10 protein-coding genes are annotated in these 13128 nt (G+C 67.5%); 4 read left to right on the forward strand and 6 right to left on the reverse strand.

What is annotated here, in order from left to right:
* Nucleotides 1-5: 5 nt before the first annotated feature.
* Together FHQ07_RS06260 and FHQ07_RS06265 are read right to left on the reverse strand one after the other, a co-directional pair.
* On the reverse strand, nucleotides 6-1709 hold the full coding sequence (locus tag FHQ07_RS06260; RefSeq protein ID WP_139716000.1) for a GspE/PulE family protein: 1704 nt from the start codon (nucleotides 1707-1709) through the stop codon (nucleotides 6-8).
* Complete coding sequence (locus tag FHQ07_RS06265) at nucleotides 1699-2499, reverse strand: ABC transporter permease (protein WP_168191481.1); 801 nt, start codon at nucleotides 2497-2499, stop codon at nucleotides 1699-1701. The genes FHQ07_RS06260 and FHQ07_RS06265 overlap by 11 nt, the downstream gene beginning before the upstream one ends.
* A gap of 465 nt (nucleotides 2500-2964) precedes the next feature.
* Between FHQ07_RS06265 and FHQ07_RS06270 the strand changes: the two genes are divergently transcribed.
* The 3 genes from FHQ07_RS06270 to FHQ07_RS06280 all read left to right on the forward strand — a co-directional run bounded on the left by FHQ07_RS06270 (nucleotide 2965) and on the right by FHQ07_RS06280 (nucleotide 7177).
* Nucleotides 2965-4986 (forward strand): hypothetical protein, encoded by a 2022-nt coding sequence (locus FHQ07_RS06270; protein WP_139716002.1) that lies wholly within the window; start codon nucleotides 2965-2967, stop codon nucleotides 4984-4986.
* 117 nt (nucleotides 4987-5103) lie between these two features.
* Nucleotides 5104-6417: an ABC transporter ATP-binding protein gene (locus FHQ07_RS14340; RefSeq protein WP_168191482.1), complete on the forward strand. Its 1314-nt coding sequence runs from the start codon at nucleotides 5104-5106 to the stop codon at nucleotides 6415-6417.
* Nucleotides 6401-7177, forward strand: coding sequence for a sulfotransferase family protein (locus FHQ07_RS06280; protein ID WP_139716003.1), 777 nt, complete (start codon nucleotides 6401-6403; stop codon nucleotides 7175-7177). Before FHQ07_RS14340 ends, FHQ07_RS06280 begins: the two co-directional genes overlap by 17 nt.
* Before the next feature lie 10 nt (nucleotides 7178-7187).
* On the opposite strand, the gene FHQ07_RS06285 is transcribed toward FHQ07_RS06280, so the two are convergent.
* The 4 genes from FHQ07_RS06285 to FHQ07_RS06300 form a co-directional block, all read right to left on the reverse strand.
* Complete coding sequence (locus FHQ07_RS06285; protein WP_139716004.1) at nucleotides 7188-8351, reverse strand: cystathionine gamma-synthase; 1164 nt, start codon at nucleotides 8349-8351, stop codon at nucleotides 7188-7190.
* A 162-nt stretch (nucleotides 8352-8513) separates the two neighbouring features.
* Nucleotides 8514-9884 (reverse strand): pyridoxal-phosphate dependent enzyme, encoded by a 1371-nt coding sequence (locus FHQ07_RS06290; RefSeq protein ID WP_139716005.1) that lies wholly within the window; start codon nucleotides 9882-9884, stop codon nucleotides 8514-8516.
* 135 nt (nucleotides 9885-10019) lie between these two features.
* The gene (locus FHQ07_RS06295) at nucleotides 10020-10235 is read right to left on the reverse strand and encodes an HP1242/YdcH family protein (protein ID WP_139716006.1); all 216 of its coding nucleotides are present in this window, start codon (nucleotides 10233-10235) and stop codon (nucleotides 10020-10022) included.
* A gap of 429 nt (nucleotides 10236-10664) precedes the next feature.
* Complete coding sequence (locus tag FHQ07_RS06300; RefSeq protein WP_139716007.1) at nucleotides 10665-11927, reverse strand: OmpA family protein; 1263 nt, start codon at nucleotides 11925-11927, stop codon at nucleotides 10665-10667.
* Between the two features lie 84 nt (nucleotides 11928-12011).
* Here FHQ07_RS06300 and FHQ07_RS06305 point away from each other — a divergent pair, with 84 nt between their 5' ends.
* Nucleotides 12012-13127, forward strand: coding sequence for a PilT/PilU family type 4a pilus ATPase (locus FHQ07_RS06305; protein WP_168191483.1), 1116 nt, complete (start codon nucleotides 12012-12014; stop codon nucleotides 13125-13127).
* Nucleotide 13128: the final 1 nt, after the last annotated feature.

The raw sequence follows: 13128 nt of genomic DNA on the forward strand, positions 1-13128 counted from the left end.
GGAACTCAGCTGCCGGCGACGCGCAGCACTTCCTCCACCGTGGTCAGTCCCTGCCACGCCTTCAGCAGGCCGTCGTCGCGCAGGAAGCGATGGCCTTCGTCGCGCGCCAGCTTCTTCATGTCGTTGACGCTGGCGCCGCTGACGATCAGGTGCTGCATCGCCTCCGTCACCGGCACCATTTCGTAGATGCCGAGGCGGCCGCGATAACCGGTGTTCATGCAGTGCGCGCAGCCCACCGCTTCCATCCAGCGCGGCGCCATGCCCGGCAACACCTTGTGCGCGAACACCGCGGCCTCGGCCTCGATCTGCGCCGGCACCGCGTGCGGACGCGCGCATTGCGTGCACAGCCGGCGCACCAGGCGCTGCGCCTGCACTGCGCGGATCGGGGTGGCGACGAGGAAGGGCTCCACGCCCATGTCGATCAGGCGGGTGAACGCGCTGATCGCATCGTTGGTATGCAGCGTGCTCAATACAAGGTGGCCGGTGAGCGCGGCCTGCACCGCGATTTCCGCGGTCTCGAGGTCGCGGATTTCGCCGATCATGATCACGTCCGGATCCTGGCGCAGGATCGAACGCAGCGCGTTGGCGAAGGTCAGGCCGATGTCCGGGTGGGCCTGGATCTGGGTGATCGCCGGCAACTGGAATTCGACCGGATCCTCGACCGTGATGATCTTCTTCAAGCCGTCGTTGGCCGCGGCCAGCGATGCATACAAGGTCGTGGATTTACCGGAACCGGTCGGACCGGTGACCAGCACGATGCCGTTCGCCTCCGCGGTCCATTCCTTCATCATCGCCAGGTGGTCGGACTCGAAGCCGAGCTTCTCGAGGCCGAGCTCCTTGCGCTCCTTCGGCAGCAGGCGCATCACGATCGATTCGCCATGCACGCCCGGCAGCGCGGACACACGGATATCCATTTCCTGGCCGCCGACGCGCGTCGACAAACGGCCGTCCTGCGGCAGGCGGCGTTCGGCGATGTCCATGCCGGAGATCAGCTTGAGGCGCGAGGCCACCGCGTCGAAACGGTCGCGCGGCAATTGCAGGCGGGTGTGCAGCACGCCGTCGATGCGGAAGCGCACCGCGAAGATGCGCTCCTCGGGTTCCAGGTGGATGTCGGAGGCGCGCTGCTCGACCGCCTGCGCCATCAGGTTGCTGACCAGTTCGACGACCGGCGCCTCCTCGGCCATCGCGCGCAGCTGCTGCTCGTCGCCGCCACCCCATTCGTCGGCACGTGCGTGGTGGGCGAGCCCGTCCAGCATGCGCTCCAGGTCCTGCGCGCGGCACAGGCACCAATGTATCCGGCGCCCCGGGTAGGCATGCCGCATCGCCTCGCGCAAGGCCGGCAACAGCGGGTCGCGCGCGGCGCAGAACAGGTCGCTGCCTTCGCCCGGCCACACGAGGACCTGTTGATCCAGCAACCAATCGATCCCCGCAGGCGCCTGCACCGCAGTGAGGCGCGCCATGTCTTCGTCCGGGGCGGGCACCTCGAAGCCCATTACCGGCAGGCCAAGCTGGCGGCTGAGCACTTGCAGCAGGTTGTCCTCGCTGACCGCACCGATCCGCATCAGCACACTGCCGATGCGCCCGCCGATCTTCTGCTGCAGGGCCAGCCCGCGCTCGAGGTCGGCGGCGCCGACCAGCCCGGCATCGAGCAACAGCTCGCCCAGCAGGCGGTCGCGCGGGGCGGCCCGCAATGCGGCGTCAGAGGACATCTGCGAATCCTTTCTTGAGCTTGGAGAACGCCCACAGGCCGAACAGGTACACGGCCATGGCGACCAGCGAATACTGCGCCAGAACGTCCCATTGCGGCCACTGCGCCTCGAACAGCGCGCGTCGCGCCTGCTCGACCGGGATCGTGATCGGATTGACCGCCAGCCAGGGCTGGGCGGCAACGGGCATGGCCTGGCGCGGATAGAACACCGGGCCCAGGAACATCGTCATCATCACCAGCGGCCCGACCAGCTGGGCCAGGTCGCGCAGGTAGACCCCCAGCGCGGCGATCAACCACGCCAGCCCGAGCAGCAACAGCGCATACGGCAACAGGATCGCCGGCAGGGCCAGCAACGACCACGACAGGCCGGTCCCCAGCACGCCATTGAGCACGATGAGCACCAGCAGGGCCATCGCGGTATGGAACAGCGCCGTGAGCAGGCTGACCCAGCCCAGCGCTTCCAGCGGGAACACCACCTTGGTGACGTAGTTCGGCTGGCTGGTAACTAGCGTCGGCGCGCGCGACAGCACCTCCGCCAGCAGGCCATGCACCACCATGCCGGCCAGCAGGCGCAAGGCGAACATGCCGATGCCCTGTTCCTGAGCCCCTGGCCAGCGGGTCGGGGCGATCACCCCGAACACCAGGGTGTAGACACCCAGCATCAGCAAAGGAGTCAGCAGGGGCCAGAGCGACCCCAGCAGGGAACCGCGGTAGCGCCCACTGATCTCCCGCCAGGCCAGGATGCGGATCAGGGCCTCATGCCGCCAGGGGTGGGCAAGGGTGGTCAGCACGTCAGGCGGGGCTCCGGATCGGCGGCAGGCTGGCGGCGACAGACGGACGGATGGCAAGATCCGATCCCCGCCAATGGGGTGCGCAGTCTAGCGGTTCCGTGCCAAGCCTCGGCAGTTCGAAGCTGAATGGGTTCCAACCTGACGTAACGCGTCAACTGCATCCGCTTGGGGCAGGATATGACGCGACTTTCGCTCAGTCTTCCAAGCCATTCACAACGCAGGGATTGACGGTACCTTAACCTTGCGTTAGCGTCCGCACCGCAACTTGATCAACCAGGGGAGTAGGGGGAACTGCGTCTGGCCGACGGTCGGCGCCTGATCCGTTTGAAATTCCAAGACTGCAACACCTGGAAGAAGCCGGTTGCTGGGGGCCCTGCCTCCTGGTACCGGGCTAGGGCCTGCAATCGGAGCAAGTTGCGTCATTCCGCTTTACCAACTGACAGGAGTTAGTTAGACATGTCTAGCATGAAGAAGAACGTCCTCGCCGTTGCCCTGGTGGCCGGCTTGGGCTTGGCCGGCGGCGCTGCGGCCTACAACTACGGTACGTTGAAGCAGATCAACGGCGTTTCTGCGCCTGACGACACCGGCACCAACACCGCCAACTCGATCGCGGTGCAGGCCGACCTGGATACGGCGGAAGTCGTTTCCTACGAAATGCTGGTTGCGACCAACTACAACTGGACGATGACCGAAGACCTGGTGTTCGACATCCAGCTCCCGGACAACGCCGTGCAGGTCACCACCGGCTTCACCGTTCGCGTCAAGCTGAACCGCAACAACTGCGTCGACAACCCGAACGTGCAGTACCCGAGCGGCGCCAACATCTGCTCGGACACCACCGACGGCGCCCTGTTCTCCACCACCGCGCCGAACCCGGCTGACCTGATCCTGGATCCGTCCCTGGTCGGTTTCTGGACCGTGGTGTTCGACGGCTACTACGACGGCGGCCGTACCGCTTCGTTCCGCCTCAGCCCGCTGCTGCTCAACCCGCCGAATCCGGGTCCGGGCATCCTGCTGCGCTGGCGCAACGCGCGCCTGACCAGCCTGAACGAGTTCGCGCAGGCGGCCTACAACGGCGGCACCGGCAAGGTTGACGCCGAATTCTGGATGGTCAACGCCACCAACGACAGCCGCTTCGCCGGCTCGACCAAGAACCAGCGCATCCTGCAGAGCACCCGCGCCGTCAATGCCTGCGCCACCCCGAACGGTTCGGAAGTGGACAAGTACATCGATGTGGCCGACGACTTCAACGAAGTCCAGATGCCGAAGACCCGCTTCAGCTGGGACGGCCGCCTGGGTTCGGCGGTGGATTCCTCGGGCGGCAGCGTGCAGAGCCCGGACGACTACAACTCGCAGGTCATCGACCTGGGCGACGTGACCCTGGGCGACAACAGCGTGGCCAGCTTCCAGTTCTGGGGCGCGGGCAACCTGCAGAACGGCGTGGCCGACGTGTTCAAGACCGTGATCGACGCCCAGGGCAGCAACGACTGGAATGCGTTCGACAACATCGGCAACAACGACGACGTCTATCTGGTCGACGGCACCTGCGCCAGCGGCACCATTGTGGACCAGGGCACGATCAGCGGCACCACCGTGACCTTCATCTACAACGCCGACCAGGCCGGCATGATCAACGGTCCGAATGCCACCGGCACCGGCACCCAGAACCTGACCGTCTGCGGCTTCGTGGATGAAGACATCGTCATCGACGACCACAACAACCACGTCACCACCACGTTCTACCGTTCGGGCATGTACCCGGCCAGTGGTTCCGCTCCGGGTGATGCGACCGACAACTACCCGACCAACGGTATCGCCAACGGCGTGGGCTCCAAGACCTACACCGACCCGGATGCCGGCGGCAACCACTGCGACCTGCTGCCGCTGCGTTACAACGGCTCGACGATGGAAATCTTCACCATCAACCCGGGCAGCAACACCACCCAGCGCAGCTTCATCCGCCTGACCAACCGCAGCGCCACCGACGGTTACGTCTCGCTGGAAGGCATCGACAACGCCGGCGTTCACGGCGCGTCGCAGGTTCGCGTGTGGGTTGAAGCTGGCAAGTCCGTGCAGCTGGATGCCGCCGACCTCGAGAACGGCACCAACGGCGCTGTCGGCGCTTGGGGTGCTCCGACCGATGGCAAGTGGCGTGCGATTGTGACCGCCGAGTTCCCGGGCCTGGTCGCCACCAGCCTGGTCAACAGCGCCCTGCCGCGCGTCCTGACCAATATCACCGACAGCGATACCCGCGGCGAGCAGATCGACCGCGACTTCGCCGAAGGCACCTGGGGCAACGAAGCTGGTCAGCGTCCGTCCGACTTCGTCCAGGAATACGAGCCTGACTTCCGCGGTGACGGCAACTGGACCGGCGAACCGGGCGGTCCGGACGCCAATGACGGCCCGGCCGGTGGCACCACCGACGAGTGCGGCAACCCGGGTATGGACGGCAGCCTGCCGACCAACTGCGTCTACCCGCAGCCGTAAGCGTTAAGCAACACCTGCTGTATTGACGGGCGGCCTCCGGGCCGCCCGTTTTTTTTTGGTCGTGCCCTGCACCGCGGGACGTACAATGCGCGCCACGCCTGATCGCGCATGCATTCGATGCCCGCTGCCCATATCGCCGCCGATGAACACCCCGCCATCCGGGTGGCCGGCGTCAGCAAGGTCTTCCGCACCTGGGCCAGCCCTTCGCAACGGTTGATCGTGCCCCTGCTGCACCGCGTGGGCTCGCTGCTGGCGCGGCCGCTGCCGCGCGTGGCCGCACGCCTGCACGCATCGGCGCACCGGCGCATCCACATCCATGAAGCCCTGCACGACATCAGCTTCGAGCTGCGCCGCGGCGAAGCGCTGGGCATCGTCGGGCTCAACGGCAGCGGCAAGAGCACCCTGCTGCAGATCATCGCAGGCGTGCTCCCGCCCACGTCGGGCACCGTCGATACCCATGGCCGCATCGCTGCGCTGCTGGAACTCGGCTCCGGGTTCAACACGGAACTGACCGGCCGCGAGAACATCTACATCAACGGCGCGATCCTCGGCCTGGAACGGACCCGCATCGACGCGATCATCGGCGACATCATCGCCTTCGCCGACATCGGCGATTACATCGAACAGCCGGTCAAGACCTACAGTTCGGGCATGGCCGTGCGCCTGGCCTTCTCGGTGCAGGTGCATGTCGACCCGGACATCCTGATCGTGGACGAGGCGCTGGCGGTCGGCGACGCCGCCTTCCAGGCCAAGGCGATGACCCGCATCCAGCAGATCCTGGCGCGCGGCACCACCCTGCTCTTCGTCGGCCACGACCTCAACGCGCTGCGCGCGTTCTGCCAGCGCGGGATCCTGCTCGAGAACGGCCGCATGGCGATGCTGGGCGCACCCGAGGAAGTGATCGAGGAATACCTGTTCCGCGTGCATGCGAAAGCCACGCAGGAAGGCCAGCCCAAGCCGATCCGCATCGCCGAAGGCTTCCGCAGCGAGGATGGCGGCGTGCTTGGGCTGGCCTTCCCCGGCGGCGCGCGCCACCTCGCGCTCAACTACGGCGACGCGGTCGAAATCGACGCGGACCTCGAACTGCGTGCGGCGCTGGCGGATGCCGCCTGCATCGTCGACATCCTCGACGAACGCGGCGTGCCGCTGAGCGGGCGTCGCATCCGCCTGCCCGACGGCAACGACGGCGCGCAACACCTGCGGCTGCGCATCGCGTTCCGCGCCGAGCTGGCGCGCGGCATCTATCGGGTGCGGGCGCGGCTGGTGCAGGCGCCGGATCGGCACCAGCACCATCGTCGCGTGCTGTGCCGCTACGAGTCCGACCTGTCGTTCGAGGTGGTGGAAAATTCCATCGAACGCTTCAGCGGCCTGTTCCCGTTGCCCGCCGACGTCGTCGTGCAGCGACTGGCCAGCGATGACGACCGCAGCTGAGCCGCTGGTCCGCTTCCTGGTCGGCGGCGTGCAGAAAGCCGGCACCAGCGCGCTGGCGCAGTACCTGGGCTTGCACCCGCGTCTGCGCCTGCCGACCGGCAAGGAAGCACACGTGTTCGACGCGCCGGATTTCGACGAACGCTGGACGCCGGCGCAGCTCGACCAGCGCTACGCGGGCCACTTCGACGGACACGATGATGCGGGCGCCCTGCATGGCGACGCCACGCCGTTCTACCTGGTCCACCCGCGCGTGGTCGCACGCATCGCCCGCTACAACCCGGCAATGCGCTGGATCGTGCTGCTGCGCGACCCGGTCGAGCGCGCGCTGTCGCAGTTCCACATGGAGCGCCAGCGCGGCAAGGAGCACTGGCCGCTATGGCCGGCCCTGCTGCTGGAACGCTGGCGGTTGCGCGGGCATGCGGAGGATTTCTCGCGCGAATCGCCGTTGCGCCGGCACGGCTATCGCCTGCGCGGCGACTACGCTCGCCAGCTCGACGCGTTGCATGCGCACTTTCCGCGCGAGCAGGTGCTGCTGCTGTCCAACCGGGAGCTTCGCGACGACCCGACCGGCACCCTGCGCAAGGCCTGCGCGTTCCTGCGGATCGAACCGGTCGATGGCGAACTACGCGCGCAAACGGTGTTCGCCGGCGACTATTCCCCGATACCGCGCGATGGCCCGAGCGCGCGCCTGCTGCGCTGGCTGATGCGCAATGAACTGCGCGACATGCGCGAGCGTTACGGCATCCGCTACGACGCTTGAAACAGCGGGGTCAGGCCAGCGCCTGCGCCACGTCCGCACGCAGATCATCGAGTGCTTCGATGCCCACGCTCAGGCGCACGAGTTCATCGCCGATGCCGAGTTCGGCGCGGCGCGCCGGCGGGATCGAGGCATGGGTCATCACCGCGGGATGGTTGACCAGCGATTCCACGCCGCCGAGCGATTCGGCCAGGGTGAACAGCTCGAGTCGCTCGCAGAAGCGCCTGGCAGCCTCATACCCGCCCTGCAGGCGGATCGACAGCATGCCGCCGAAGCCATCCATCTGCTTCGCCGCCAGCGCGTGGTGCGGATGCGAGGCCAGGCCCGGGTAGATCACCTCGGCCACTCCGTCGTGGCCTTGCAGCCATTCGGCCAGCGCCTGTGCATTCTCGCAATGCGCCTTCATCCGCAGGTGCAATGTCTTAAGACCGCGCAGGGCGAGGAAGCTGTCGAACGGGCCCTGCACCGCCCCGACCGAGTTCTGCAGGAACGCGAGCTGTTCCCCGAGTTCGTCGTTGGCGCCGACCACCAGCATGCCGCCGACCATGTCGGAATGGCCGTTGAGATATTTTGTGGCCGAATGCATGACGATGTCGGCGCCGTGCTCGAGCGGGCGCTGCAGGATCGGCGAGGCGAAGGTGTTGTCGACCGCGACCAGCAGGCCATGCTGCTTCGCGATGGCGGCGATCGCGGCGATGTCGACGATCTTCAGCAACGGGTTGGTCGGGGTTTCGATCCAGACCAGCCTGGTCTTCGGCGTGATCGCGGCTTCGAACTGCGCCGGATCGGTGAGGTCGACGAACGAGAACGACAGTCCCGCGCTGCGCTTGCGCACGCGCTCGAACAGGCGGTAGCTGCCGCCGTAGAGGTCGTCCATCGCGATCACGTGGTCGCCGCTGTCGAGCAATTCCAGCAGGGTCGAGGTCGCGGCCAGCCCCGATGCAAAGGCGAAACCGCGACTGCCGCCTTCCAGCGCGGCGATGCAGCGCTCGTAGGCGAAGCGCGTGGGGTTATGGGTGCGCGAGTATTCGAAGCCCTGGTGCACGCCTGGGCTGGACTGCGCATAGGTGCTGGTGGCGTAGATCGGCGGCATCACCGCGCCGGTGGTCGGATCGGGCGATTGGCCACCGTGGATAGCCAGGGTACCGAGGCCGAGGTCGTCGCGCTTGCTGGTCATGGGAAGAATCTTCGTGGAAGTGAAAGTGGAATCGCACGCCAGCGGGAGTACTCGAGCGCGAGCCCGCCGCCGGGGAGACGCCAACAAAGCGAGTATCGGGGAGCGACTTGGCGTCTCCCCGGCGGCGGGCTCGCGCATGCGATCATCGCCACGGATGCATCCTCACTGCACGCGGCGGCGCAGGAAATTGAGCAGGTCGATGCGGGTGATCAGGCCGAGGAACTTCTCGCCGTCCATCACGATGGCGACGTGGCCGCGGTCGAACACCGGCAGCAGCGATTCGATCGGCGCGCGCACGTCGACCTTGTCCAGCTTGCTGACCATCGCGGTCGAAACCGGATCGCGGAAACGCGCCTCGTCGCCGTATACGTGCAGCAGCACGTCGGACTCGTCGACGATGCCGATGATCCTGTCGCCGTCCATCACCGGCAGCTGCGAGACGTCGTACAGCTTCATGCGCTGCCACGCGGTGACCAGCAGATCGTTCGCACCGACCACCACCGTATCGCGCGCGGCGAACGGGCGCAGGATCAGGTCGCGCAGGTCGCCGTGCTGGTCGCGCTCCAGGAAGCCGTTGTCGAGCATCCAGTAGTCGTTGTACATCTTCGACAGGTACTTGTTGCCGGTGTCGCAGACGAAGGTAAGCACGGTCTTCGGCTCGGTCTGCGCGCGGCAGTACTTCAGCGCGGCGGCAAGCAGGGTGCCGGTGGAGGAACCGCCGAGGATGCCCTCCTTCTCCAGCAGCTCGCGCGCGGTCAGGAAGCTTTCCTTGTCGGTGATCGCGTAGGCCTGCTTGACCCGGGTGAAGTCGGAGATCGGCGGCAGGAAATCCTCGCCGATGCCCTCCACCATCCAACTGGCGGATTTTTCGCTCAGCGTGCCGCGGTTGATGTATTCCTCCAGGATCGAACCGACCGGATCGGCCAGGATCAGCTCGGTCGCGGGCGATGCCTTGGCGAGGAAGCGCGACAGGCCGGTCATGGTGCCGCTGCTGCCGCAGCCGAACACGATGGCGTCCAGCTGGCCGCCGAGCTGCGCCAGCAGTTCCGGGCCGGTGCCGAATTCGTGCGCGGCCGGGTTGTCCGGGTTGCCGAACTGGTTGATGAAGTAGGCGCCCGGCGTTTCCCGCGCGATCCGCGCGGCCATGTCCTGGTAATAGTCGGGATGGCCCTTGGCGACGTCGCTGCGGGTCAGCACCACCTGCGCGCCCATCGCCTTGAGGTTGAAGATCTTCTCGCGCGACATCTTGTCGGGCACGACCAGGATCAGCTTGTAGCCCTTCTGCTGGGCGACCAGGGCCAGGCCGATGCCGGTGTTGCCGGCGGTGCCTTCGACCAGGGTGTCGCCGGGCTGGATGTCGCCGCGCTGCTCGGCGGCCTCGATCATCGACAGGCCGATGCGGTCCTTGATCGAGCCGCCCGGGTTCTGGCTTTCCAGCTTAAGGTACAGCGTGCAGGGGCCGGTATCGAGATTGCGCGCGCGGATGATCGGGGTATCGCCGACCAGTTCGAGGATGGAATCGTGGATCGCCATGCGGGGCCCGGTTGGCTTGGACGTCGAGCCGGCGATTCTACCAGCCGGCCCGGCGAGTCCCGGACGGCAACGGCCTGGCGCGCGAACGGGCGGCGGCGGCCGACAGGAAGGCCGGCCACCGCCCGTGGCGAGGCTTCAATGCGTGCTGTCGTACATCCGGATCAGGCGATCCTTGGCGTGCAGTTTCTCGCGCTTCATCTGGCCGAGGGTGGCGTCGTCCAGCGGCAGCACGCCCAGTTCGGCGTCCAGCACCTGCTTGTCCAGTTCCTGGTGCCGGTAGTAGAGCTGCCGGAACTCGGGGCTGGCTTTCATCATCGCTTCGAGTTCCGCCTGCGGTTGTCCTTCGAACATGGAAACCTCCTTCGGTTTCAACGATGCGGAGCCCGGCCGGACAGGCCGGGGCGGCGCGGGTGGTGGCAGGTGGGGCCTGCCGGAATGCGCGATCCGCGATGCCGCGGACCGCAAAAACCATGGGTGCGGAAACGCGTACGCCCCGGCTGCGTGCAGCGCGGGGCGTACGGGAAAGGCTTGGGTCCTGGGATGCGATGCGGCCTCGGCCTCCGGACAGGCCGCCGCGATCCTGGCTTGCGGCGGCGGTCTCCGAATTGTCGAGCAGCTCATGCATCGGCCGATCTCCGGCCAGATGGTTGTTGCGGATGACGCGCCATCTGGATCACCGACACTACGCCTGCGTTTTCAGCTCCGCAAGTGCAGGCGACGAACGGTCGGCAGCGCCTGCAGCGAATCTTGGATTCCCGTTAACCGCATGTTTTCATTGGGTTAATTCGCAACCACGATCTCCACCCGGCGGTTCTTCGCGCGCCCGGCGGCGGTCGTGTTGTCGGCCACCGGGGCGTCCTCGCCCTCGCCCTGCGCGCTGATCCGGCTGCGGCTGTAGCCCGCATCCGCCAGGCCGGCCTTCACCGCGTCGGCGCGACGCTGCGACAAGGCGCGATTGGCGTCGGCCTCGCCCTGGCTGTCGGTATGCCCCAGCACCTGCGCGCTGCCGGCACCCAAGGCCTTCAGGTAGATGCCCAACGCCTGCACGCTGGCCGCGGCCTTCGCGGTCAGTTGCGCCTGCCCGGACGCGAACGCGTCGCCGGCGAGGGTGAACACCTCGCCCTGCTCGCCCTTGCGCGACGGCGGCAGCTTGGCGCCTGCCACCAGTTCGGCTTCCTGTCGCGCCAGCGCGGCCTCCTTCTCGCGCGCGGCGGCCACCCGCGCGCCCTGGTCGATCTGCGCGGTGTCCAGCACCGCTTCGGCCTGTTCCGCCTGCGCGCGCAGGCGCGCGGCTTCCTCGGCCTGCACCTGCGCTTCCATCCGCAGGCGCTCGGCTTCGGCACGGGCGCGCTCGGCGTCGCGACGGCTGGCTTCCACCAGCAGCTCGCTGCGCTCGCGCTCCATGCCATCGATCACGCGGCGCGCGGCTTCGATCCGCGCCGCCTGTTCGGCGATGCCGACCCGGCGTTCCGCCAGCTGCTCGGCGGCGAGGCGTTCGCGCTTGCCGGCCGCCTGTGCGGCCGCCAGCGCCTGGCGCGCCTGCAGGCGCTCGTACTGGGCGAAGGGGTTCAGGCGGGTGTCGGCATCCAGCAATTGCAGGCGCTGCGCTGCGGGCGCGGCGGCCGGCAAGGCGTCCAGCGGGTTCTGCACGGCCTCCGCCGCTTCGATCTGCAGGCGGCCGCGCAATTCGGCGATCTGCGCCTGCTGCTGGCCGAACTCGGCGCGGGTCACCGCCGCGCGGCTGAGCACGTGCGCGAGGTCGGCATCGGCGGTGGCCGCGACGGCGGCAGCGCGGGCTTCATCCTCGCGCCCGCGGGCCATCGCCGCCTGCGCGCGGGCAAGGCCGGCGCGCGCCTGCGCGAGCTGCGGCGCGGCGTACTGGTCGCCATCGGCCGCGTCGGCGCGCGCCACGGCCTGCTGCGCCGCGTCCAGCTCTGCGTCGGGCGGCGGCAGGCTGGCGCAACCGGCGAGCGCGAGCGCCATCGCAAGGCCGCAGGCGGCCGCGTGCCGCGTTGTCAGGAAGTGTGCGAAGCTTTTGCGCATAAGGGGATCGTGCGTGGTGGCGTGCGGTCATTGTGGGAATCCGGCGGCGCATGCGCAAATCGCCGGCAACGAACGGGGCTGACGATGGATATCGACTACTTCCTCAAGCTGATGTCGGAAAAGAACGCCTCGGACATGTTCCTGAGTTCCGGCGCGCCGGTGAACATCAAGGTCGAGGGCGAGCTGATCGCGCTGGGCAGCGCGCCGCTGCCGGCGGGGATGTCGAAGAAGGTGGCCTATTCGCTGATGGACGAACGCCAGATCGCCGAATTCGAGCGCGAGCTGGAGCTGAACATGGCGATCGCGGTGGCCGGGTCCGGCCGTTTCCGCGTCAACGTGTTCCAGCAGCGCGGCGAAGTCGGCATGGTGATCCGCGCGATCCGCAGCGACATCCCCAGCATCGAGGAGCTGCAGCTGCCGCAGGTGCTGAAGGACATCATCATGGCGCCGCGCGGGCTGGTGCTGATCGTCGGCTCCACCGGCGCCGGCAAGTCGACCACGCTGGCCTCGATGATCGACCACCGCAACACCACCACCTCCGGCCACATCCTCACCATCGAGGATCCGATCGAATACCTGCACCGGCACAAGAAGTCGATCGTCAACCAGCGCGAGGTCGGGCTCGACACCCACAGCTTCCACGCCGCGCTGAAGAACGCGATGCGCGAGGCGCCGGACGTGATCCTGATCGGCGAAATCCGCGACGCCACCACCATGGAGGCGGCGATCGCCTTCGCCGAGACCGGCCACATCTGCCTGGCCACCCTGCACTCCAACAACGCCGACCAGACCATCGAGCGCATCCTCAACTTCTTCCCCGAGGGCGCGCACAAGAACGTGCTGATGAACCTGGCGCTGAACCTGAAGGCGGTGGTCAGCCAGCGCCTGGTGGTCGGCCTCGACGGCCGCCGCCTGCCGGCCGCGGAGGTCCTGATCAACACGCCGATGATCCGCGACCTGCTGCGCCGCGGCCAGGTCCACGAAATCAAGATCGCGATGGAAGAGTCGCTGGAAGACGGCATGCAGAGCTTCGACCAGTGCCTGTTCCGCCTGTACAAGGAAGGCAAGATCGAGATGGAGGAGGCGCTGAAGGCCGCGGATTCGCGCGATGGCCTCGCCCTCAAGTTCCGCCTGTCCGAAGGCTCCAGCGGCGAGCACGACCCCTACGCCGACGTGTTCAACGCCGGCGCCGCGCACTGAG

This window comes from Thermomonas aquatica (assembly GCF_006337105.1).
Lineage (GTDB): Bacteria > Pseudomonadota > Gammaproteobacteria > Xanthomonadales > Xanthomonadaceae > Thermomonas > Thermomonas aquatica.